Genomic DNA, 23,657 nt, shown 5'->3' on the forward strand with positions numbered 1-23,657 from the left:
CCGAAACCCCATGAAGGTATTGTAGGAATTTCTTTTGTAGTACCAGTCCACAATAGTATCTAATAAAAATATAAAAGCCTCTGGTTTAACCTTCTTCCTCGCCTCACAAAAGGCCTGTTTACTTACTGTTACCTCCTTTTTATTAAGAATTTTAAAGAAGTCATCCAGTTCAATCTGAATGCTCTTCTTTACAAAATTAAGCATAAATAACAATGTGCTTGTAAAACTCAACTTGTTTTGCCCTTCACGGGTAAAATAGGTTGGTTTGGATCGTGATTCACACTTAAAAATATAGTCATGAATGACGTTCCGAGTTACCTCAATAGCCTCTAAAAACATACTTTTCCCCATAAAAAATCACCACTTCATCGTTGATATACCTAAAAAATCGGTATTCAAATCGATTATTGTGGTGATTTTAAAAAGTCAAGTGCTTTTTGGCATATTTTGGTTATTTTTTGTCTTTTTTAATTCATTTACATATTTTGTCATCTTAGCTTGATGACATTGGGGGACAGACCCCTCTAACGTTACATAATATTAAACGTCAAGTGTTTCTTGTGTTCCATCTTCTTCTACTACTTCTACTTCACCATCTAATTGATAATGATCACGGATTGCCTGATGGACTTCATCCATAATGTCTTTGTTTTCTTTTAAGAAAACTTTAGCATTTTCTCTACCTTGTCCTAATCTTTCGCCCTGATAAGCATACCATGCTCCACTCTTCTGAACGATATCAAGGTCAGAACCAATATCTAGTATTTCACCTTCAATGGAGATACCTTCCCCATACATAATGTCTACTTCAGCCGTTTTAAATGGTGGTGCTACTTTATTTTTCACGACTTTAATTTTTGCTCTATTACCAATCATATCATTACCCTGTTTTAGTGTTTCAGCACGACGTACTTCAAGTCTAACGGATGAATAGAATTTTAATGCGCGCCCACCTGGTGTAGTTTCAGGATTACCAAACATGACACCAATTTTTTCACGAACTTGGTTAATAAAGATTGCTGTTGTTTTTGATTTATTGATTGCACCAGATAGCTTTCTAAGAGCCTGTGACATCAATCTTGCTTGTAGACCCATATGTGAGTCTCCCATTTCACCCTCAATTTCAGCCTTCGGAACTAGAGCGGCTACTGAGTCAATTACTAAGATATCGACAGCACCACTACGTACTAGAGCTTCTGCAATTTCAAGTGCTTGTTCACCAGTATCCGGTTGAGATAGTAATAATTCATCAATATTAACACCTAATGCCCTTGCATAAGTTGGATCAAGTGCATGTTCCGCATCAATAAATGCAGCTTGGCCTCCACCTTTTTGTGCTTCAGCAATCGCATGAAGTGCAACCGTTGTTTTACCTGAAGATTCAGGGCCATAAATTTCGATAATTCTTCCTTTAGGATAACCACCGATACCTAATGCAATATCTAGTGCCAATGAACCACTAGAAGTGGTTGCTAGTTTCTGGCCTTCTTGTTCTCCTAATTTCATAATAGAACCTTTTCCGAACTGCTTTTCTATTTGTTTTAAAGCCATGTCTAGGGCTTGTTTTCTATCACTCAACGAAACTACCTCCTTAGATTAACTATATCTATCATACATTGTTTTTATCATTTTGCCAAGTAAAAAACGAATAAATGTTCCCCTATTTTCAGATGGATTTTTCTAATAAAAATCGATTATAGAAGTAATAAATCCCCCTATAATCGATTTTTGTATATCTCTTCCCTATTAAAAATCTCATTTTAATAGATTTAATAAAATTTCAAAACCTTTTATAACAGCCCGATGACGAATACCATCTCGATTTCCCATGAATTCATACTTTTCGACAAAATGTTTTCCATCCTTCATATAAATGGAGATATAAACCGTTCCAACAGGTTTTCCCTCCACCGGGTCTGGTCCTGCAATTCCTGTGAAACTTATTCCAATAGAAGAATTTAACAATTCAGCAACATTTTTAGACATTGCCAATGCACATTCTTCACTCACAGTTCCATGGTTTATTAGAAGTTCATCTGGAATATTTAAAACGTTTCGTTTAACCGATTGATCGTAGCATACTACAGAGCCCTTACACACTCTGGAAGCACCAGGAGATGAAATGATTTTTTCAATAAACTTACCACCTGTAAGGCTTTCCGCAGAGGTAATTTGGTGATTTTTCTCCAGTAACCGTTTCAACAGACTACTTTCAAGCGTTTCATCATTCATACCAAAATAATAATCGCCAACCTTCGCTAATACTTGTGCCTTTGTCTGTTCAAGTAACTGAATCACGTCACCTTCAGTAGCAGCTTTAGCAGTTAAACGAATCACAACCCCATCATTTTGTGCTAATGGAGCAATAGTAGGGTTATTTTGTTGGTCTATTAATTCTTTTAGCTCATGTTCAAGCTTAGATTCTCCAATTCCAATAAAACGAAGGACATAAGATTTAATAATCGTATTTTGATATTGTTCACGACTCAGAAATGGTAGTACTTCTTCCACGACCATAGGTTTCATCTCACGAGGGACACCAGGGAGAAACACCCAAGTTGTGTCGTTATAATGAAGAATCATACCAGGTGCCATTCCTACCTTATTAGTTATTATATGGGCACCCTCAAATACACGAGCCTGCTTTCTATTATTTGGTGTCATAGTTGATTTATGCTTTGCAAAAAACGCCTCAATATTATCCATTGAAAGCTTATGTTCTTCCATGTTAAGTCCACTTAATAATTGAAAGGCCTCTCGAGTTAAATCGTCGTCAGTAGGACCAAGACCACCTGTTATAATTACGACATCTGAACGTTCTCCAGCATTATCAAACATATCTTTAACCCTCGTTAAGTTGTCTCCAACGACACCGTGATAATATACATTAATTCCATGGAGAGCAAGCTGCTCGGATATCCACTTAGCATTTGTATTAGCAATTTGACCTAACAAAAGCTCTGTACCAACAGCAATAATCTCAGCGTTCCGTCCCATTATTTAGAATCCCTCATCACATGCCAGTTTTTAACGAAATAGTCGTATCCTGACAGAACAGTGAAGAATAAAGCAATATAAAGCATGATTGTACCAAATGGGAAGCTAATAAAAGAGAACGGGAAATTATGTAGTAACAATACAGCAATAGCAGTCATTTGTGTGGCAGTTTTTAACTTACCCATTTTACCAGCTGCGAGAACAATTCCTTCTCCCGCTGCCACTAAACGCAATCCTGTAACTGCAAATTCTCTACTAATTATGACAATAACTACCCATGCAGGAGCAGCACCAATTTCAACTAACAAAATCAAAGCTGCTGAAACTAATAATTTATCTGCTAAAGGATCTAAAAACTTACCTAAGTTAGTAACTAAGTTATGTTTTCTTGCGTAATGACCATCAATCCAATCTGTTGCAGATGCAACTATAAAGAGTAATGCTGCAACGAAGTGAGAAATTGGTAAAGTACTATCACCAATATTCCATTCTCCCCAATTAAAAGGGATGCTCATTATAATAATAAAAATAGGGATTAGTAATATTCTTGATAATGTAATTCTGTTTGGTATATTCATTATAATTAATTCCTCCTACATATAAAGGTACAAAACCCTTCTTAGCAAAAAGCTTTCAGAAGGGTTTTATCCTTATTCATTTGCTTCAGCAACATTTAACCAGATATATTGCTGGTCTCTTTCGTTAGGGTCAATAGGAAACTCTAATTGTACGTCATTAATCGTCATAGTCAGACTAGGGGTATATCCAAGATTTAATTGAATTCTCTTTTGTCCAGTAACGTCAACTGTGACAGGTTTGTCTTGAGTAACCGTTCCGCTGAAAATAGACTGTCCATTTATATCATAAATACCAATCCATACATCCTGTCCTGTAGATCCGAAATCTAGAATTAACTGCTCCCCAACATTGGTTAATTCTAATTCTGATGTTGGAGATGCGACAGTCCCCTTCTCCAATACAGTGATACCGAGTTTAGGTTCCTCCTCAGTAACGTCTTCCTCTTCCGCATCATCAGTAGGTTCTTCTGTTTCATCATCTACTTCCTGTTCTTCAGCATTTTCTTCTTCATCACCAGAAGCAGAGTTTTGGTTGTCTGGTCTGAAGAACTCTTCCTCATTTTGCTCAGTCGTTGGCGATTCTCCATCTGGCTCATTTGACTTGGTAATGAACCACCAGGCTAAAAAGATAATCCCAATAATTAGGATAACAACAATTAATGTAGGAATAAATGAAAAAATTGCACTACTTTTGGTTGGCATATTATCTTTTCTGGATCGATGAATTCTTGTGTATTGAGTGGTAGTATCCTCCTCAGGGGATGGAATATCCTGTTTATATTCCTCCATAAGCTGATTAGGGTCCAACCCAACAGCAATAGCATATTCCTTGATAAAAGCTTTAGCATAAAATTTGCCAGGCAAAATCGAGAAATTTTCTTCCTCAATCGCTACAAGATATCGCTTCTGAATCTTAGTTGTATCTTGTAATGTATCGAGTGATATATCCTTTGCAACTCTTGCTTCCTTTAATCTTGCACCTATTCCCATACATAACACCATCCATTTAATAATCGAACATTGAAAAGCCGTTTCCTTGGTTAAATTGTGCTTCTTCTACTACTTCATATGTAATCTCTTCGTCCTCTTCACTCCGTAGTTCTATAATATAGTCAAAGTCGTCAATATTATACTCTGTAGATTGAACAAATATATCCGGGTGTTCTACAACTTTAATCGCAGGAAGCTGCATGATTTCTCGAATTAATTGCCAATGTTTCTCGCTTGCTTTTCGTTTAGAAACGATTCCATCAATAATAAATATATTGTCACTACTGTACTCACCAGCAATTAGTTCATTTCTCACTGTTTGTTTTATTAAAGTGCTTGATACAAATAACCATCGTTTATTTGCACATACACTGGCTGCTACAATCGATTCCGTTTTCCCTACTCTAGGCATACCTCTAATTCCAACTAACTTATGTCCATCTTGTTTATATAATTCTGCCATAAAATCAACTAGTATCCCTAATTCATCACGAACAAAACGAACTGTTTTTCTATCGTCAGCGTCTCGGTGGATGTACTTACCGTGTCTTACTGCTAGCCGGTCGCGTAATTTTGATTTACGAAGCTTTGTCACTTGAATAGTATCCATAGTGTGTAAAATCAATTTTAGTCGAGTAATTTGTTCATTGTTATCAGAGAGTAACAACATACCTCTTCGACCATTTTCAACGCCATTTATGGTTACAATATTAATAGAAAGCATACCTAGCAAAGAAGATATCTCACCTAATAAGCCAGGGCGATTAATTTGAATTTCATATTCTAAGTACCATTCTGTTTTTGCCACCCTAAACTCTCCTTTGCCAATATAACTTAGAAAAACTCGCATTCTTGAACGAATTCGTTAGTTTTTTATGTCTGCGGAAAGCTATTTTTACTTTCCTAGTACCAAAAAGTTCCTATACCTTTATAATATATGATTTTTACTATTGTTTAAAGATATTAATGAAAATAATTCCTAAATTTCCTTTATTGAACATAAAAGAAGCTACGATTCAAGCGCAGCTTCTTTTATAAGTGGTTTTTTCTTAATTAATTATTAGCTTCGTTTTGTACTAATTTCACCATTGAGTTGGCGATTGCGTGCTGTTCTTCTTTGGATGCAGCATTCCAAAGCTCACGAAGTACTGCTTCTTCGGAGTTTTTCGCATCGACACTTTTGGCAAGGTAATCTCCAACCTCATAGGCAACTTGAGAAATAGTATCTTGCGACATTCCCTGTGATTGTGCTTGTTCTAATCTATTCGCTAAGAATTGCTTCCATGAGTCAAAATTGTCGAGTACAGACATTTTTCATTCCTCCTTCTCATGATACATGCATAGTATTTGATTTAATTAAACGATTATACACGTTTCACAGAAAGGACAAAAAATATTTTATCACACCCAACCACCGGTGACCCTTAGCACTTCACCATGGATATATCCAGCTTTTTCACTTAACAAAAAGCTAACTACATTAGCAACATCTTGCGGCGTACCGGGACGATTAAGAGGAATTTCACTTACTATTTGTTCTTTCTCATCAGAACTTAACGGGTTCATTTTTGTATCAATAAAACCAGGACTAACCGCATTTACCCGTATTCCACTTGGCCCAACTTCCTTTGCTAATGCCTTCACAAAAGAGATTTGTGAACCCTTAACAGCTGAATAAAGTACTTCATAACTTGCCCCTATTTCACCCCAAACAGAGGAAATTAAGATTATATTACCTGATTTTTTCTTAATCATAGAAGGTAAAGCCTCTTTCGAAATTAACAAAGGAGCTTTTACATGGATCGACAGCATTTCTTCCATAATTTGCTCTGGTGTTTCTTGAAATAAACCATAATATGCAATACCACTCGCAAAAACAATGGAATCGACGGGATAGGCAACACCTGCCAATAATCTGTTGATGCCTGCTTGATTAGTTAAATCTGCTTTGATGGTGTCTAGTATGCCTTCACGAGGGAGCTCTCTTTGGATAGCCTCTATGGCCGTTTTGTTTTGATAATAATGAAGGATTAAAGAATAACCTTCATGACCCAATTGAATTGCAATCTGTTTACCTATATCTCCACTTGCTCCGATAATTAAAACATTTGTCCCCATAATAACTCCTTATTCTGCAACGACCTTACAAACAGCTAATCGATCCTCTGAAATCCATTCTTTCAAGAACTCGTTGGCATCCTTAACTGTCAAACTTTGTATTACTGGAATTAATTCAAAGAAATCAACTCCAACTGTATGATAATGAATATATTTACTTGCAATGTTTTCTAGTGAATTCATTGAACGTAGTAGTTGTCCTATTTTTTTCCGCTTCATACGATCAAATTCCTCTTCAGAAATTTCAAGCGTGTTCGTCGATAATAGAAGGCTCTTAATTTTTTCAACGAATTGGTCTGGATTATCTGAGTTACCCCCAAGTATTGAGTAGCCGAAATTCTTTTCTAAATTGGTTTCAAAATAAAAACTAGAATCGATCATTTTCTCACGGTATAACTCTTCATAGAATTGACCACTTTTAGAGAAATAAAAAGTGAGAATCATATCCTGAAGTAAATCCTTTTTGACAAATTTCTCGCCTTCCAATTCCTGGGTGGATTCTTTAATTCCTACAGTACACTTTGCTACAGATACAGGCATAACGATCTTATCTTCTTGTTTAGCAACTTCAGATGGTTCTTCAGGATAATCACGTTGGATTTCTTCCAATTTCTCAAATGTTTTAGCACTTTGATTTGCCTTAATAAGGCTCAACATTTTATTCGGATCAAAGTTACCTGCGATAAAAAAGGTCATATTTTCCGGATGATAAAACGTATGATAACATGTATACAAATCATCCTTTGTAATTTCACTAATCGAGTCAATTGTTCCAGCTATATCAATATTTACAGGCGTTTTCTTAAATAAGGTTTTTAATGTTCCCATAAATGATTGCCAATCTGGTTGATCATCGTACATTTTGATTTCCTGGCCAATAATCCCTTTTTCCTTTTCAACCGATTCTTCTGAAAAATATGGATCTTGGACAAAATCGAGCAATGTTTTTACATTTTCTTCAATATTAGCCGTTGCAGAGAACAAATATGCTGTTTTAGTAAAAGAAGTATACGCATTTGCTGATGCACCTTGCTTACCAAAATCAGCAAACACATCTCGATCTTTCTTTTCAAATAATTTATGCTCTAAAAAGTGGGCAATTCCGTCTGGAACAGTAATTTTCTCAGATTTACCTATAGGAACAAAGGTACGATCAATCGATCCATAGTTTGTCGAGAAAATAGCATATGTTTTTGACATTTGTGGTCTTGGTAGCAAGAATACTGTTAACCCATTGTCTAGCTTCTCTTGGTATAGGGTCTCTTCAATATGGGTGTATTCATTTTTAGTCATTTGATGAACCCCCTTCACTAGTAAGTAAATAGATGGTATCTTCTTCAATTTGCTTACCAACTTCAATTACTTCCTCAAGCTTAACGTTCTTAATTTTCTCTATCAGTTGATCTGGAGATAAATTAGCTTGAGCAATAACCTGCTGATAAAGCATTTCAATAATACCTTGTGGATGATCTAAAGTTTCTAATAATTGATTGATAATTAATTCTTTCGTTTCATTTAGTTCTTCTTCCGTAATTTGACCATCTTTCATTGATGTCATTTGTTGTTGCATGATATCTCTTGCTTTATCATAGTCCTTAGGCGCAATTCCACTGAATACAAGTAAAAGTCCTTTATGACTCTCTAATCTAGAAGAGGCGTAATAAGCAAGGCTATTTTTCTCCCTAACGTTTATGAATAGCTTAGAACTTGGAAATCCTCCTAAAATTCCATTAAACACTTGTAGGGCGGGATAATTCTCATCTTGGTACTGAACATTCGTTCGATATCCGATGTGTAATTTTGCTTGCTGTACATTTTGTTTATCAATGACTTCTTTTGGTGATTTTTGATTTTTTATCTTTTCTTTTTCAGCTACTATCTTCTCATTTTCTATCGTTTCTCGTTTAAAATTAGTCGCAATTGTTTCTTCAATCTCAGTTGTTGAAACATCACCTAATACATAAACATCTACTTGATCCTCTTTCAAGAGAGTCGTGTAGTAGTCATATAAATCAGAAGCACTAATATTATCTAAGTCTTCTTCGTAGCCACTGACATGTGTTTGGTATACCTCACCTTCACACATTTCATCAATTAATCTCATATTAGCATATTTCATTTTGTCATCTATTATGGATTTTATCTTTTGTCTTAATGTCTCTTTTTCACGGTTAAAGATTTCTTCCTGGAAGGAATTGTTGCTAATATTAGGGTGAAAAATGACTTCATTTAATAAACGAACAGCCTCATTTATGATATTCGATTCATTAGGGATAAATTTTTCATTTGCTACCTCAAGACGAAAACTTAGAATATGATGGTTTCCTTTTTTTCCACCGTCAATAGATAAAACTGCGCCATAGAGATTGTCTAATGCAATTTGTAAGTCCTTTCGACTTGGGTATTCTTTAGGACCTTGTTGTAATACATATGGGAGCAGTGCTCTTTTTGTAATTGTGTCACGATTTAAGGGTGATTTGAATTTTACAACGATGTTCACTGTTTTAAACTTTTCATTCGGTATTAGATGTAGATTTAGTCCTTGTAGTTGTTTCACTTCTTCCTGAATCATAACCATAGTCTTTCCTCCAATTTTATACATTCAAAACGAGCTAAACCTAGTTTGTACGTTTTTCAATAAACAATGAATGTTTTATTCATATCCATAGTTTACCATTTGTAAGTAAAACAACCAAAAAAAACTGACTTGAGTAAATACTCAAGTCAGTTTTTGTACTATCTACTTCCTTTGATATACGGAACACCATTCGCTTTGGGTGCCTCAGCACGTCCAATAAACCCTGCTAGTGCAAGAATGGTTAATACATACGGAGCGATTAGTAAGTACACCTGTGGAATATCCTCTAGTACAGGTATTCCGGAACTTACAATACTTAAACTTTGTGCAAATCCAAAGAATAAGGCTGCACCCATGGCTCCAAGTGGATGCCATTTACCAAATATTACGGCAGCTAGTGCCATAAATCCTTGACCAACAATTGTCGCATGTGAGAAATTCGATACGATGGTTAAAGCAAATACTGAACCACCCAATCCACCTAATGCACCAGATAAAATAACAGCGATATAACGCATTCTAGTAACATTTATTCCATTTGTATCTGCAGCCATTGGATGTTCCCCAACTGCACGCAAACGTAATCCGAATGCTGTTTTATATAAAACATACCAAGCAATAAATGCAATGATAATTGCTACATAGGAGGTTACATAAATTCCTTCAAAAAAGATAGGTCCTATAATAGGAATATCTGATAGGATAGGTATCGTCTGTGAATTAAATGGCTCGGCAACCATATCTGTTTGACCTTTACCATACCAAACTTTGGTTAAATAAACACCAACCCCAAGGGCTAACATATTAATTGCAACACCACTTACTGTCTGATCTGCAAAAAATGATACAGAAGCAACTGCGTGGATTACAGAAAATAGTGCTCCTGCTAATGTAGCAACAATAAGAGAAATCCAAGGTGTCATGTCACCAAAAGTATCTGCAAACGTAAGGTTAAACACGATACCAACGAACGCACCAATAACCATTAATCCTTCAAGTCCGATGTTAATAACACCGGAGCGTTCACTAAACACTCCACCTAGAGCTGTCAAAATGAGGGGCGCTGAGAAAAACAACACCGTAGGTACAATAGAATCTAAAATATCAAGCATTTATTTCCCCTCCTTTTTAAAGCGAAGTAAAGCCCATCGGATAATATAGCTTGATGCAACAAAGAAGATTATTAATGCGATAATAATATCTACAAGCTCTGTAGGGACTCCAGCACTAGGCATTTCTCCTGCACCTTCTTTTAGTACTCCGAAAAGGATAGCAGCAAGAATAACTCCTAATGGATTGTTAGCACCTAACAAAGCAACGGCAATACCATCAAATCCTAAATTAGTAAAACCAGAGATAACAGAAACATTACCATACGTTCCAAGACCTTCCATTGCACCAGCAAGTCCAGCAAAGGCACCTGAGATTACCATGGAAAGAATAATATTTTTACTAACATTCATTCCTGCGTATTTTGATGCATGTTTATTAAATCCAACAGACTTTAGCTCATAACCAATAGTTGTGCGATCAATAATAAACCACATTAGTACAGCTACGAATAATGCAATTAAAATTCCATAGTGCATACGAGAATAAAAAGTTAAAGCTTGTAACCATTCTGACCCTAAAGATGCAGTGGAAGCTATATGCTCAGTCGAAGTAGAATGATCTGTAAGAACAGATCGAACAATTTGGTTCGATACATACATAGCGATGTAGTTCATCATAATTGTTACAATTACTTCATGTACACCAATTTTAGCCTTTAGTAACCCAGGAATAAATCCCCAAAGCCCACCAGCTAAAGCACCGGCTAGAATAGCCAATGGTAAGTGAATAATCATAGGTGCATCAATTGCTATACCTACCCACACAGCAGCTAGCCAACCAACAATAACCTGTCCTTCAGCACCGATATTAAATAATCCCGTGCGAAAGGCAAAGGCAATAGCTAAACCTGTTAATATTAAAGGAGTAATCCTTCTAACTGTTTCCCCAATGGTAAATGCATCATAAAATGCACCATTCCATAACGCAACATAACCTTCTATTGGGTTATGACCAGAGATCATCATAATTATGGCACCAGCAATTAATCCTAGTAGAACAGAGATAATTGGGACTAGGATACCAAATAAACGATTATTTGATGTCACTTGAATCACCTGCCTCATTTGTTGTACTACCCGCCATTAATAGACCCAACTCTTGTTCATTCGTCTCCTCTGGCTTACGACTAGCAACAATTTTCCCATCAAACATAACCGCAATGCGATCACTGACATCTAAGATTTCATCTAGTTCAAATGATACTAAAAGAATTGCTCTACCTTTATCGCGTTCTTCGATTAATTTTTTATGAATAAATTCAATAGCACCAACGTCAAGTCCGCGTGTTGGTTGAGCAGCAATTAATAAATCAGGTGAACGATCAATTTCTCGACCAATGATTGCTTTTTGCTGATTACCACCAGATAACGCTCGTGCAGGTGTATATTCACTAGGAGTACGAACATCATACTCTTTAATTAACTCGTTAGCCTTATTGTAGATTTCTTTATAATTTAATATCGATACATTAGAATATGGTTTTTGATAGTACGTTTGCAATACCATATTTGCTCCAATAGGATAATCGAGTACAAGACCATATTTATGTCTGTCTTGAGGAATATGACCTAAACCACTTTTAGTGACATTTCTTGGCTTTAGATTCGTTATATTCTTTTCCTTTAATTGAATCTTTCCGGAACGTGATTTACGAAGACCGGTAATTGCTTCTATCAATTCTGTTTGACCATTACCATCAATCCCCGCGATACCCACAATCTCGCCAGCTCGTACATCTAGATTTAATCCTTTAACTAAATCTATTTTTCTTGCATCTTGAACATACAATTCTTCAATATGAAGAACGACTTCTTTCGGATCTGCGGGCTTTTTCTCGGTTTTAAAATTCACTTCACGACCTACCATAAGCGAAGCGAGTTCATCAGGGTTTGTGTCTTTTACTTCAACTGTTCCAATACCTTTACCCTTACGAATTACTGTACAACGATCACAAACCTCCATAATTTCTTTTAGTTTGTGTGTTATTAGAATAATTGATTTACCTTCCTTAACTAAAGAACGCATAATTTCAATTAGTTCACTAATCTCTTGAGGGGTTAATACGGCTGTTGGTTCATCAAAAATAAGAACTTCCGCACCACGGTAAAGTGTTTTTAGAATTTCAACACGTTGTTGCATACCCACAGATATGTCACTGATTTTCGCAGAAGGATCTACTTTCAGACCATATCGATCAGAGATCTCTTGAATCTCTTTTTCTGCTTTTTTGATATTAATATTACCCAATTTCCCCTTTGGTTCATTACCTAAAATGATATTTTGAGTAACTGTGAATGGCTCTACAAGCATAAAGTGTTGGTGAACCATCCCGATACCTAAATCATTAGCGACATTGGGATTTGTAATTTTAACTGTTTCTCCATTTACTCGAATTTCTCCAGCTTCTGGCTGATATAGCCCGAATAAGACATTCATTAGTGTAGATTTACCTGCACCATTTTCACCTAAAAGAGCATGTATCTCTCCTTTTTTTAACTGGACTGTAATGTTATCGTTTGCAACTATACCCGGGAATTCCTTCCGAATATTTAACATTTCAATCACGTGTTCCACTAGTCTCACCCCTCATCAAACAAATTCATTTCTTATATCTAAGTTAATTTATGTGATTTCATAATAATAAAATCATCAAATGAAAAAGACGTCATACATCTTCTTCATTTGAGGATCTTAATATTGAAAAATATGGAGGTTGTCCATATTTCCCCTCTAGTCATGACTAGAGGGAAAAGCTAATGGACAGCCTCATATTAGTAGTAACACTTTTATAGACCAGCTTCAAATTCTTCTAATTCATCATGAGTGGATGGAACAGTTACATCCCCATTAAGAATTTTATCTTGCCATTCATTAACTGTGTTAACGATTTCTTCAGTCATTGCATCAGCGTTTGTAGTTGCGAAAGCAATACCCTCTTCTTCAATCCCGAATTCTAATAGTTCTCCACCAGGGAACTCCCCATTTAACGCCATTGTTGCAACTTCTTGTACGGCAACATCTACACGTTTAATCATAGAAGTTAAAGTTACGTTTTGATCGCCAACTTGACCTTCTTCATGTTGGTCACGGTCAACACCAATCACCCAAATTTCACGTTCTGGATCGTTTTGTTTGATATCTTTTGCTTGGTTAAATACACCATTACCAGTTGCGCCAGAAGCGTGGTAGATTACGTCTATACCATTATCATACATGTTAGCAGCAATTAGTTTACCTTTTGCTGCATCAGCAAAGCTCTCTGCATACTGTACATCTACTTCAATATCAGGGTTTACAGATTTAGCACCTGCAATAAATCCTGCCTCGAATTTGTTGATCAGTGGTGAGTCAACGCCACCTACAAAACCTAACTTGTTAGTTTTAGTTTTAAGTGCAGCTGCAACACCTACAAGGAATGAACCTTGGTGTTCTTTAAATGTAATACTCGCTACGTTTGGAGCATCAATTACATCATCAACTATACCAAAATGCACATCAGAATTTTGTCCAGCAACAGTTGTTAAATCTTCTTTAAGTTCAAAACCAATACCGTAAATTAGGTTAAAACCATCACGAACCATACGGTTTAAGTTAGGAATATAATCTTCTCTAGCGTTTGATTGAAGATAGTGGAAACCTTCACCTTCAGATAAGTTGTTTTGCTCACCAAAAGCAGTTAAGCCTTCCCAAGCAGATTGGTTGAAGGATTTATCATCTACTCCACCAATATCAGTAACCATACCTACTTTAAAATCAGCTGTTTCTTCATTAGTAGCATCATCACCATTATTTTCATTACCTGATTCGTTTTCATTATCATCTCCGCCACCACAAGCAGCAAGTAATAATCCTAAACCAAGGATCAATACAAGTAAAAAGCTTAACTTCTTCATGAATAAATACCCCCAAATTAAATTTTAATTAAGTATTTGTTAGTTTACTACTATGTCCTAGGTCCTATCTAATTACTGAAACCACCCCCTAAAAGGAATGTTCATTTATATCCGTTTCCGAAACACATGGAAACTAAATACATCAGAACGAAAATAATTTAATGAATATAAAATTGGTCTATCGTCTTCTGTATAATGCATTTGTTTAAGTAATAATAGGGATTTATCAAAATCACAATTTAATACATCAAATATTTTTTCATGATAGCTAACTGGTTCAATATATGTTACCGCATAACTAATTCGTTTACCTGCATGGTTCTCCATTAATTTAAATAATGAGTCTTCAGTATGCGCTGCTTCAATCGGGATTAACCCTTTTGGCACCTTATCAATACAGAATACGACTGGTTCACCATCTGCTGTACGAATTCTTTCTAATTTTACTAGTTGTGTTAAGTTCTCAGAATCAAACATCAATCGCTCTTCTTCAGTTGGTTCAATGATTTCGGTTGAGAAATATTGAGAGCCAGGCTTTTTACCCGCTTGCTCAATCATATAAGTTACACTTGTCAGTTGTTCAATCCCAGAGGAAACAATAGGTTTCTGGTTTACAAAAGTACCGACACCATGTTTTCTTGTAACAACATTATCTTCCTCTAATATTCTTAATGCCTCACGCAATGTAGCTCTTGATACTCCTAAATTTTTAGATAGTTCAAATTCAGAAGGCAGCTTTTCATTTGCTTTATATTTACCGCTTTCAATATCTTGTTTAATTACGTCAATTACTTGTAAATATAAATGCCTTGAATCAGATTTTATGGACATAAGGTCCCCCCTAGTATTTGCTCATAAACCCTTCTATTATCGAATTTCCGACAAATACTGACAACCATACCTTGAATAATATATCATTAATTCCAAAACAAATAAATAGTTTTAATCAAAAATACAAACATTATTTATTTAATTATGTACTATTAGGTAAAAATACATCATAATGATGTTTAAAGCGGTTTCAATGTTCTAAAGGGTCGTAAAAGTAAGGTAATTTATAAATAATATTAAGCTAAGTAACACGTACTATTTTATACGATGTCACTTAGCCCCTATTTTATACAACCTGTCTATTTAGGAAGTTTTTTCTTCTGCTTGTGAAACTAACACCGCTCTTGGCTTACTCCCCTCATAAGGTCCAACAATACCTCTTGCTTCCATCGCGTCTATTAGTCTTGCAGCTCTTGTATAACCAATCCGAAATCTTCGTTGAAGCATTGAAACACTCGCGCTCTGCATTTCTGTTACGAGCTGAACTGCATCATCATATAACTCATCATCGACTTCCTCAACAACATCATTCGTATCATCCGGAATCATCTCTTCCTGGTAACTCGCTTTCTGTTGTTCAATACAGTGATCGACAATTCTTTCTACTTCTTCATCTGATAAGAATGCACCTTGTACTCGAGTTGGTTTAGAAGAACCAACTGGAAGAAATAACATATCACCACGTCCAAGTAGTTTTTCGGCACCACCAGAGTCAAGGATTGTACGAGAATCTGTAGAAGAAGATACGCTAAATGCTATACGAGATGGTATATTAGCCTTAATAACCCCAGTAATAACATCAACAGATGGGCGTTGTGTTGCAATAATTAAATGAATACCAGCTGCCCTAGCCATTTGTGCAAGCCTAGTTATGGAATCTTCTACATCACTAGAGGCAACCATCATTAAATCGGCTAACTCATCGACTATAACTACTATATATGGTAGGTTAGGTTGATGCTCTGCATCAGCTACTGTTCGATTATATTTTCGAACATATTCATTATATCCTTCTATATTTCTAGTACCGGTATCTGAAAACAACTCGTATCTTCGTTCCATCTCAGAGACTACTTTCTTCAGAGCACGAGATGCTTTTTTTGGATCTGTAACAACGGGCGCCAACAAGTGTGGGATTCCATTATAGACATTTAGCTCTACTTTCTTAGGGTCAATCATCATCATTTTTACTTCATGTGGTTTTGCACGCATTAAAATTGTTGTTATAATACCATTCACACATACACTCTTACCACTTCCTGTAGCACCAGCAATAAGTAAATGTGGCATTTTATTTAACTCTGCAAGAACGGCATCGCCAGAAATATCTTTCCCTAGGGCAACTAGTAATTTAGAAACCTGATTGTTTGTGCTGTCTAGTACTTCTCGAAGTGAAACCATAGAAATTTCTTGGTTAGGTACTTCAATTCCAACTGCTGATTTCCCAGGAATTGGTGCTTCAATCCGTATATCTTTTGCAGCTAGTGCTAGTGCTAGATCATCATGTAAACTAACAATTTTGCTAACTTTTACGCCTGCTTCAGGATAAACCTCATACTTCGTTACAGCTGGACCAACATTAACCTTTGTTACTCTAGCTTTTACACCAAAACTATGAAAAGTTCGTTCTAGTTTTCTCACTACTGACTGTATTTGAGACTTGTCATGTGATTGAGAGTTGAGTGATGGCTCAGATAATAGATTAGGTGAAGGTAATATATATTCTGGATTTTCTGCTTCTGTCATCGGCATAACATCTACATCATCTTCCCCATCATCTTCTACCATCTGTTTAACCGGTTGAACTATATCGCTAGGTTGTGGTTCGACTTCCTCAAAAGCATACGTAACATCTGGGAATTCTTCCGCTTTCGATTCAATCATTGGTTCTGGTGGAATAATACTATCATCTAGTAAATCATCAACAGCATCTTTTCGCTTTGTTTTACTAGGTTTAACTTTCTCTATTACTTTCTTGATTTGTGCTTTACTTTGAACAACTAGTTTTGTGAAAAAGTCACCTAGTGAAAACTCTGTTAGGAAGATTACTCCTATTAGAATGGAGAAGACAGCAACTATTTGTGCACCTACAGATGAAAATAAATAGTAACAGAATGCGAATAGAAATGCACCTATCATTCCTCCACCCGTTTGACCGGCAGTTGCATCGTCAGCAACATAGTTAAAAAAGGTTGTCCATGTCGCTTTTAGAATGGAGGTATCACTAGATACAGCTAGTAAGCTTACATAGGTTTGAATATGTGTAAACAGTAGAGTTCCAAGCAAGATAATATAAAAACCTATCATTTTTTTATGTAAAAAATTGGGATAACGTCTTTTAATAACAATAAATAAACCAATACCTAGTAAAAATAATGATGCCGTAAAATACCATATTCCTAGAAAGAAGCGGAAAATATGCTCTAGGCCACCAGGTATCGCTCCATCGCTAATTGCACTAGCACCACTACCAAAGATTGCTAGAAATATAAATAATAAACCTATGAGTTCAAATTGAACTTGTTTTTTTAGAGACGTTTTTCTTTTTCTTCGTTTTCTCTTCTTTGCCATTTTCTCACCTCTTACATTTCGTTGCTGTTATGAAACAAACCCCTGCCAACATTTTAGGCAAGGGTATATCTTCATGCTGAATAAATATAGTATATCATAGACATTCAAATTTAACGATTCCAATTATGATAGAATTGTACCTGGAGTATACTTTTGATCTAAATAGTCTTGCGGGTCTGTTGATAGTAGTTGGATTATTTGATACTCTCCATTACTATTCTTTTCTACAAAACAAGTTCTTCCCTCATATGTAACACACTGCCGGTTGCTATATACATTTTCAGCAGTTGGAAAGATGTCTGATTCAGAAAGCGGTGTATATAAAATCATTGAATGACCTCCTGATCTTGATTACCTTTCATTTGACTGATTAACTCATTTATCTTCAACATTGCATCTTTCACACCACCAACTCCATCAATCAAACCATACTCAACTGCATCTGTACCGATAACATTAGTTCCAATGTCTCGCGTTAGATTACCTTTTGCAAACATTAGATCCTTAAATTTCTCTTCTTTAATATTGGAATGATTAACTACGAAGTTAATTACTCTTTCTTGCATCTTATCTAGGTACTCGAATGTCTGTGGAACGCCTATGACAAGCCCTGTTAACCGGACTGGGTGTATGGTCATTGTAGCTGTAGGTACTATAAAAGAATAATCAGTAGACACGGCAATAGGAACTCCAATGGAATGGCCCCCGCCAAGGACAATCGAAACCGTTGGCTTGGATAAGGAAGCAATCATTTCTGATAAAGCAAGGCCTGCTTCAACGTCTCCTCCAACGGTGTTTAGTAGAATAACTACGCCTTCTATCTTAGGGTTTTGTTCAATTGCTATCAATTGCGGTAGTAAATGTTCATATTTTGTTGTTTTATTTTGAGGTGGTAATTGGATATGACCCTCAACCTGACCAATTATTGATAAGACATGGATATTTGAATCTGGTGCCTGGGGAACGTTGGTTTGCCCCAATGCTTGGATCTTTTGTACTAAGGAAGATGGACCTGCTTGTTCCTCTTGTCCTTCTTTTTTCTCTGTGTCTTTTTCCATCAACGGAACACTCCTTTCAAAATTCACTATAAAAGTAGTATGAACGTAAACAACTAAATAAATTCCTATAGAAAAAGGATTCCTCATGAAAGGAATCCTTAGCAAATATTATTTATTAATTCACTACTATCTTATTCTATACTAAGCTCTCCATTAATGATCTAACACGGTTCTCTTCTGCCTCCGTTAGCGGAACAAGTGGTAAACGCACACCACCTGTTTGAATACCTTTTATTTTTAAAGCAGCTTTAACAGGTGTTGGTGATGGTGCTTCAAATAATCCATTCATTACTGGTAAAAGTTTACGATGAATAGAAGCGGATCGCTTAACATCACCTTGTTCAAACGCTTGAATCATTTCTTGCATTTCATTACCAATAACATGAGATGCAACAGAAATAATGCCATCTCCGCCTATTGCTAGCATTGGTAATGTTAATCCATCATCACCACTATAAACGGTAAAGTTATCACTTGTATTATCAATAATTTCTGCTGCCTGATCTAAATCACCACTAGCCTCTTTAACCGAAACAATATTTTTGATTTTACTTAATTCAATTATCGTTTCCGCTGACATTTTCACGACAGACCTACCTGGAATGTTGTATAACATCACTGGTAAAGTAGTTTCACTAGCTATTGCCTTAAAATGTTCATAAAGCCCACGTTGACTAGGTTTATTATAATAAGGTGCAACTAACATAACGGCATCAACGCCACATTTTTCCGCTTCTTTCGTTAGTTCAATGGAACTTTTTGTATTATTACCGCCAGTACCAGCAATAACTGGTACTCGGCTATCCACAATTTTTACAACATGTGAAAATAGATCTATCTTTTCTTGAGTAGTGAGTGTTGGCGATTCTCCTGTTGTTCCCGCAACTACTATTCCTTCTGTTCCATGATCTAATAAATAGTCTACTAACTTGGTTGTTTCTTCATAATTGATTTCCCCATTTTCATGAAACGGAGTAATCATCGCAGTTAAAACCTTACCAAAATTCATATATACTCACCTTTCTATTAAAAAGTCATGCAAAATTGTCGACTTTTTGGCTAAATTGAATTCTTCATGTAAGGCATTTACTGCCTTGTATACATCTTGACCAGGGATTAACACCCATATTGTCGTATGACTATCTGCCGACTGTAATATTTGTATGCCTTGATTTGTCAGCGCTTGAACGATTTTGGAGGCTACACCCGGAACACCGGTCATTCCAGCACCTACTACAGATACTTTTGTGCAATCTTCGATGACTGTCGGTTTATAACCTTTAGCGTTTAGAATTTTAATTGCTTTTTTATGTTGCACATTAGGAACGGTGTAGATTACTCCAGTTGGTGATATATTTATAAAATCAATGGATATACCAGCATCTGCCATCGCCTTAAACACTTCTGATTGTAAGCGGTAAGCTTCTTTTTCTTTTGTCTGTACTTTAATTTGGGTAATATTCGCTAGATGGGCAATACCAGTTACTAAACGTTCTGAGACATCAACAGTATTTTTTTGATTAACAGCATTGGTTACCAGTGTGCCTCCATGATTTTCGTAAGTGGAACGAACTAATATTGGAATTTTACCACGCATGGCAATTTCTACTGCTCTTGGATGAATAACTTTAGCTCCTTGATAGGCTAAGTTGCAAATCTCTTGGTATGTTACCACATCTAGAGCACGAGCATTTTTCACAACTCGCGGATCTGCAGTCATAATCCCATTGACATCTGTAAAAATCTCAATTCGTTCTGCGTCTAAGGCTACACCCAAAGCAGCTGCTGTTGTATCACTACCTCCACGACCTAAAGTTGTTAGTTCCCCGATTTCATTTTTGCCTTGGAATCCTGCTACAACAACTACGTCATGTGTCTTTAATTCATGATAAATACGAGTTGGATTAACTTCTTTTATTTTCGCTTGGTTATAATCTGCATTCGTCAAAATTCCTGCTTGCGCTCCTGTTAGCGCAATTGATTTTATCGATTTCTTTTTTAATTCATTTGATAGTACTACAGAGGAAATAATCTCACCACAAGCCATAAGCATATCTAGCTCACGATTTGAAATAGAATGCTCTGGGTAATCAACTAAATCTAAAAGAGAATCGGTTGCATAGGCTCCTGGACTTCTACCTAATGCAGATACAACAACTACAAGCTTAATACGGTTCATTAGTGCGTTCTCTATATGCTCTATAACATGTTGTCTAGTTTGTTTACTTTGTACAGAAGTTCCACCAAATTTTTGAACTAATATCTGCACGTTTCAAACACCTCTACCTAAAAGCTATTTTAATAGCAGCCCCTTCTCTAGAACTCGTTCCGCAATTTGAACAGTATTCCATGCGGCTCCTTTAAGCAAGTTATCAGATACAATCCACATATGGAAACCTTTTGGATGGTCTAAATCCTTTCTCACTCGGCCAACAAACACTTCCTTTTTACCAGCTGCACTTTGTGGCGTTGGATATTCCTGATTACTTGGATCATCCTGTAATATAATTCCTTCTGCATTTTCCAGAACTTTCCATATATCTTTAGTAGTTAGTCCTTCTTGCTCTACTTCAATATATACGCTTTCTGCGTGGGAAGTGAAAAATGGAAGTCTAACACAAGTTGCTGCAACAGCAAGATCAGGGGCATGCAAAATTTTTCTCGTTTCGTTAATCATCTTCATTTCTTCAAACGTATAACCATTATCTTGGAATAAATCAATTTGTGGTAACGCATTAAAAGCGATTGGATAATGTTTTTTATCACCTTTTACTGGCATTACCTCTGAAGGTACTTCTTCCCCTTTTAAAAATCCTTCTGCTTGTAATTTCAATTCCTCAACTGCCTGGTTACCCGCACCGGAAACTGCCTGATACGTTGATACAATTACTCGATTTATACCAAATGCCTCTTTAATCGGTTTGAGTGCTGCCACCATTTGAATCGTCGAACAATTAGGATTAGCAATAATTCCTGTATGAGTTGATAAATCATCTTCATTGACTTCTGGTACGACTAAAGGAACTTGCTCATCCATTCGATAGGCACTAGTGTTGTCAACTACAACAGCACCCCTATTAACCGCTTCAGGAGCAAATCTCTTTGAAACGGATCCTCCTGCAGAAAATAACGCAACATCTACATTATCAAAGCTAGCGTTTGTTGCTTCTTCAACTATTAGTTCTTTGCCCTTAAAATTAATTTTGGTTCCTGCAGATCGTTTAGAGGATAGGAGTTTTAATTGCTTAATAGGAAAGTCCCTTTCTTCAAGTATTTCCAGTATTTTTTGACCGACTGCCCCTGTTGCTCCAACAACTGCTATATTATATAAAGAACCCTTCGTCATGTTGATGACTCCCTCCACTAGTAGTTAATTCGTAGTTTACAATTTTTTTGAATCTTAGCTATTTATTTTATCACAAATTATTCCGTGAATGGAACTAATACTGGTTGCAATTGTCTTCCTTCTAAAGCAGTTGAAATTGCATCCGGTAATAAATCCATATTTGCAACTAATGAATTCGGTTTTTTATACGGGTCATCCTGGCCATAAGGAACAAAGTAAATATACTTGCTTGCCATTAATCGCATTAAATTCACACCATTAAGACCAAGTGCATCATTAGTAGAAATACCAAGTACCACAGGGCTTCCGTTACGCATCGTCGCTTTTGCTGCCATTAAAGGGGGAGAATCAGTCTGAGCATTCGCAAATTTGCTCATTGAATTACCAGTTAATGGTGCTATTACCATACAATCTAAAGGATTTTTAGGTCCAAGTGGTTCAGCTTCTGGCATAGTCGAGATTACTTTATTGCCTGTAATGGATTCAATACGTGCGATATGGTCTTTTGCTTTTCCGAATTTAGTATCTACATTCATTACAGTATAGGTCACTACCGGAACAACTTCTGCACCTAATTCCATTAATCGTTCCATTGGTCCAAACACTGCTTCGTAGGTACAATGTGAACCAGTTACACCAAAACCAATTCGTTTACCTTTTAAATCCATCCTAATAACTCCTTTTCCTTTGTTAAAATTTGAATAATTACGTCTGCCAAGATTTTACCTGCAGTCTTCGGGGCAACGATACTAGGCAAGCTTCTAGCTAAAATAGCTTCGATCCCTCTCTGCTTCGCGTAATCAAAATCAGTACCACCTGGCTTTGATGCCAAATCAATAATAACAGCGTTTGATGGGAGATTCTGAATTGCATCTTTTGTTATTACTTCAGCAGGTATTGTATTAATTAACAAGTCACATTCACTTGTATACTCTGGTAACTTATTTAGTGCAATTGGAGTTAATCCCATTTCTGATATCCTTGCTAAATCGGTTGAATTTTTAGTAGCAACAGATACTCTGGCACCAAGTGCAGCAAACTTATTGGCAACCGTATTTCCCACTCTCCCAAATCCAGCTACAATAACTCTTGAAGAATGGATTGTATAGTCAGTGTTTTCAATTGCCATCATGATTGCGCCTTCTGCGGTAGGGATTGAATTATAAATAGCCACATCATCACGATCAAGAAGCGGAATTAACGTGGTATTTGTTTTCATTGTTAAATCTGTTAAATGATGATTCGTAATTCCAGTAAATACAACTGCTTTATCCTTCAACCTGCCAAACCATTCTTCTGTCATTTGTATCTCTTGATCAGAAAAGACAGTTTCTACTCTACCTTCTTCATCTGTACCAGTAATGGGTAATATCACAATATCTAGATTTTCGACATCCAAGTCACTGAAATCCGTTTGATTCAATCCTGTGAATCCTTGCTCTAACTTGTCGTAACCAACTAGAATTAATTCTATATGTCGGGTCGCTTGTAATTGCCTTATTAATTCTAAATATCTCGCATCGCCGCCTATTACAGCTATTAATTGTTTCATTACCTAGAACACCCTCCAAACTAGTTAAAAAA

The 23,657-nt window shown here is 36.2% G+C and carries 22 protein-coding genes and 1 pseudogene; all 23 read right to left on the reverse strand.

The genetic code is table 11. The features are described 5' to 3' along the window. Window positions 1-351: pseudogene (locus tag TE34_RS10710) on the reverse strand (IS4 family transposase); the annotation flags it as partial. Window positions 352-540: 189 nt separating this feature from the next. Beyond that, window positions 541-1,578, reverse strand: a complete 1,038-nt coding sequence (gene recA, locus TE34_RS10715; RefSeq protein WP_047984813.1) for a recombinase RecA — start codon at window positions 1,576-1,578, stop codon at window positions 541-543. A 177-nt stretch (window positions 1,579-1,755) separates the two neighbouring features. Next, window positions 1,756-2,997 (reverse strand): competence/damage-inducible protein A, encoded by a 1,242-nt coding sequence (locus tag TE34_RS10720; protein WP_047984814.1) that lies wholly within the window; start codon window positions 2,995-2,997, stop codon window positions 1,756-1,758. Further along, entirely contained in the window at window positions 2,997-3,575 is a 579-nt protein-coding gene (gene pgsA, locus TE34_RS10725) for a CDP-diacylglycerol--glycerol-3-phosphate 3-phosphatidyltransferase (protein WP_047984815.1), read from the reverse strand. The genes TE34_RS10720 and pgsA overlap by 1 nt, the downstream gene beginning before the upstream one ends. Window positions 3,576-3,647: 72 nt before the next feature. After that, on the reverse strand, window positions 3,648-4,565 hold the full coding sequence (locus tag TE34_RS10730; RefSeq protein WP_047984816.1) for a helix-turn-helix domain-containing protein: 918 nt from the start codon (window positions 4,563-4,565) through the stop codon (window positions 3,648-3,650). A gap of 16 nt (window positions 4,566-4,581) precedes the next feature. After that, complete coding sequence (locus TE34_RS10735) at window positions 4,582-5,373, reverse strand: DUF3388 domain-containing protein (protein WP_047984817.1); 792 nt, start codon at window positions 5,371-5,373, stop codon at window positions 4,582-4,584. A 245-nt stretch (window positions 5,374-5,618) separates the two neighbouring features. Beyond that, window positions 5,619-5,876: a DUF3243 domain-containing protein gene (locus tag TE34_RS10740; RefSeq protein ID WP_047984818.1), complete on the reverse strand. Its 258-nt coding sequence runs from the start codon at window positions 5,874-5,876 to the stop codon at window positions 5,619-5,621. 90 nt (window positions 5,877-5,966) lie between these two features. Further along, on the reverse strand, window positions 5,967-6,683 hold the full coding sequence (ymfI, locus tag TE34_RS10745) for an elongation factor P 5-aminopentanone reductase (RefSeq protein ID WP_047984819.1): 717 nt from the start codon (window positions 6,681-6,683) through the stop codon (window positions 5,967-5,969). A gap of 9 nt (window positions 6,684-6,692) precedes the next feature. Continuing rightward, window positions 6,693-7,976 (reverse strand): EF-P 5-aminopentanol modification-associated protein YfmH, encoded by a 1,284-nt coding sequence (gene yfmH / locus TE34_RS10750; protein ID WP_047984820.1) that lies wholly within the window; start codon window positions 7,974-7,976, stop codon window positions 6,693-6,695. Then, window positions 7,969-9,261: an EF-P 5-aminopentanol modification-associated protein YfmF gene (yfmF, locus tag TE34_RS10755; protein WP_047984821.1), complete on the reverse strand. Its 1,293-nt coding sequence runs from the start codon at window positions 9,259-9,261 to the stop codon at window positions 7,969-7,971. The genes yfmH and yfmF overlap by 8 nt, the downstream gene beginning before the upstream one ends. A gap of 158 nt (window positions 9,262-9,419) precedes the next feature. Further along, window positions 9,420-10,373 carry an ABC transporter permease gene (locus TE34_RS10760; protein ID WP_047984822.1) on the reverse strand — a complete coding sequence of 318 codons (954 nt, stop codon included), beginning with the start codon at window positions 10,371-10,373 and terminating at the stop codon, window positions 9,420-9,422. Further along, a complete protein-coding gene (locus TE34_RS10765; RefSeq protein ID WP_047984823.1) occupies window positions 10,374-11,438 on the reverse strand; it encodes an ABC transporter permease in 1,065 nt (354 codons plus the stop codon). Then, window positions 11,407-12,948, reverse strand: a complete 1,542-nt coding sequence (locus TE34_RS10770) for an ABC transporter ATP-binding protein (protein WP_047984824.1) — start codon at window positions 12,946-12,948, stop codon at window positions 11,407-11,409. Before TE34_RS10770 ends, TE34_RS10765 begins: the two co-directional genes overlap by 32 nt. Before the next feature lie 212 nt (window positions 12,949-13,160). Next, window positions 13,161-14,267, reverse strand: coding sequence for a BMP family lipoprotein (locus TE34_RS10775; RefSeq protein ID WP_047984825.1), 1,107 nt, complete (start codon window positions 14,265-14,267; stop codon window positions 13,161-13,163). A 105-nt stretch (window positions 14,268-14,372) separates the two neighbouring features. Continuing rightward, window positions 14,373-15,098 carry a GntR family transcriptional regulator gene (locus tag TE34_RS10780; protein ID WP_047984826.1) on the reverse strand — a complete coding sequence of 242 codons (726 nt, stop codon included), beginning with the start codon at window positions 15,096-15,098 and terminating at the stop codon, window positions 14,373-14,375. Window positions 15,099-15,401: 303 nt separating this feature from the next. Beyond that, complete coding sequence (locus tag TE34_RS10785; RefSeq protein WP_047984827.1) at window positions 15,402-17,669, reverse strand: FtsK/SpoIIIE family DNA translocase; 2,268 nt, start codon at window positions 17,667-17,669, stop codon at window positions 15,402-15,404. A 123-nt stretch (window positions 17,670-17,792) separates the two neighbouring features. Continuing rightward, window positions 17,793-17,999 (reverse strand): YlzJ-like family protein, encoded by a 207-nt coding sequence (locus tag TE34_RS10790; protein ID WP_047984828.1) that lies wholly within the window; start codon window positions 17,997-17,999, stop codon window positions 17,793-17,795. Beyond that, window positions 17,996-18,727, reverse strand: a complete 732-nt coding sequence (locus TE34_RS10795; RefSeq protein WP_047984829.1) for a ClpP family protease — start codon at window positions 18,725-18,727, stop codon at window positions 17,996-17,998. The genes TE34_RS10790 and TE34_RS10795 overlap by 4 nt, the downstream gene beginning before the upstream one ends. 136 nt (window positions 18,728-18,863) lie before the next feature. Continuing rightward, a complete protein-coding gene (gene dapA, locus TE34_RS10800) occupies window positions 18,864-19,736 on the reverse strand; it encodes a 4-hydroxy-tetrahydrodipicolinate synthase (protein WP_047984830.1) in 873 nt (290 codons plus the stop codon). Window positions 19,737-19,742: 6 nt separating this feature from the next. Beyond that, window positions 19,743-20,996, reverse strand: a complete 1,254-nt coding sequence (dapG, locus tag TE34_RS10805; RefSeq protein WP_047984831.1) for an aspartate kinase — start codon at window positions 20,994-20,996, stop codon at window positions 19,743-19,745. A 24-nt stretch (window positions 20,997-21,020) separates the two neighbouring features. Beyond that, window positions 21,021-22,073 (reverse strand): aspartate-semialdehyde dehydrogenase, encoded by a 1,053-nt coding sequence (gene asd, locus TE34_RS10810; RefSeq protein ID WP_047984832.1) that lies wholly within the window; start codon window positions 22,071-22,073, stop codon window positions 21,021-21,023. Between the two features lie 77 nt (window positions 22,074-22,150). Further along, window positions 22,151-22,741 carry a dipicolinate synthase subunit B gene (gene dpaB, locus TE34_RS10815; protein WP_047984833.1) on the reverse strand — a complete coding sequence of 197 codons (591 nt, stop codon included), beginning with the start codon at window positions 22,739-22,741 and terminating at the stop codon, window positions 22,151-22,153. Then, window positions 22,732-23,625 (reverse strand): dipicolinic acid synthetase subunit A, encoded by an 894-nt coding sequence (gene dpaA, locus TE34_RS10820; protein ID WP_047984834.1) that lies wholly within the window; start codon window positions 23,623-23,625, stop codon window positions 22,732-22,734. Before dpaA ends, dpaB begins: the two co-directional genes overlap by 10 nt. Window positions 23,626-23,657: the final 32 nt, after the last annotated feature.

Source organism: Ornithinibacillus californiensis (assembly GCF_001038485.1).
Classification (GTDB): domain Bacteria; phylum Bacillota; class Bacilli; order Bacillales; family Amphibacillaceae; genus Ornithinibacillus; species Ornithinibacillus californiensis.

Coding starts and splice junctions, on each gene's coding strand:
- TE34_RS10730 (WP_047984816.1), bottom strand. CDS start 4,565: ATGGGAATAGGTGCAAGATTAAAGGAAGCAAGAGTTGCAAAGGATATA.
- TE34_RS10760 (WP_047984822.1), bottom strand. CDS start 10,373: ATGCTTGATATTTTAGATTCTATTGTACCTACGGTGTTGTTTTTCTCA.
- TE34_RS10775 (WP_047984825.1), bottom strand. CDS start 14,267: ATGAAGAAGTTAAGCTTTTTACTTGTATTGATCCTTGGTTTAGGATTA.
- ymfI (WP_047984819.1), bottom strand. CDS start 6,683: ATGGGGACAAATGTTTTAATTATCGGAGCAAGTGGAGATATAGGTAAA.
- asd (WP_047984832.1), bottom strand. CDS start 22,073: ATGACGAAGGGTTCTTTATATAATATAGCAGTTGTTGGAGCAACAGGG.
- TE34_RS10790 (WP_047984828.1), bottom strand. CDS start 17,999: ATGATTTTATATACACCGCTTTCTGAATCAGACATCTTTCCAACTGCT.
- yfmF (WP_047984821.1), bottom strand. CDS start 9,261: ATGGTTATGATTCAGGAAGAAGTGAAACAACTACAAGGACTAAATCTA.
- TE34_RS10740 (WP_047984818.1), bottom strand. CDS start 5,876: ATGTCTGTACTCGACAATTTTGACTCATGGAAGCAATTCTTAGCGAAT.
- yfmH (WP_047984820.1), bottom strand. CDS start 7,976: ATGACTAAAAATGAATACACCCATATTGAAGAGACCCTATACCAAGAG.
- TE34_RS10785 (WP_047984827.1), bottom strand. CDS start 17,669: ATGGCAAAGAAGAGAAAACGAAGAAAAAGAAAAACGTCTCTAAAAAAA.
- dpaA (WP_047984834.1), bottom strand. CDS start 23,625: ATGAAACAATTAATAGCTGTAATAGGCGGCGATGCGAGATATTTAGAA.
- dpaB (WP_047984833.1), bottom strand. CDS start 22,741: ATGGATTTAAAAGGTAAACGAATTGGTTTTGGTGTAACTGGTTCACAT.
- dapA (WP_047984830.1), bottom strand. CDS start 19,736: ATGAATTTTGGTAAGGTTTTAACTGCGATGATTACTCCGTTTCATGAA.
- pgsA (WP_047984815.1), bottom strand. CDS start 3,575: ATGAATATACCAAACAGAATTACATTATCAAGAATATTACTAATCCCT.
- TE34_RS10795 (WP_047984829.1), bottom strand. CDS start 18,727: ATGGAAAAAGACACAGAGAAAAAAGAAGGACAAGAGGAACAAGCAGGT.
- TE34_RS10720 (WP_047984814.1), bottom strand. CDS start 2,997: ATGGGACGGAACGCTGAGATTATTGCTGTTGGTACAGAGCTTTTGTTA.
- TE34_RS10780 (WP_047984826.1), bottom strand. CDS start 15,098: ATGTCCATAAAATCTGATTCAAGGCATTTATATTTACAAGTAATTGAC.
- TE34_RS10765 (WP_047984823.1), bottom strand. CDS start 11,438: ATGAGGCAGGTGATTCAAGTGACATCAAATAATCGTTTATTTGGTATC.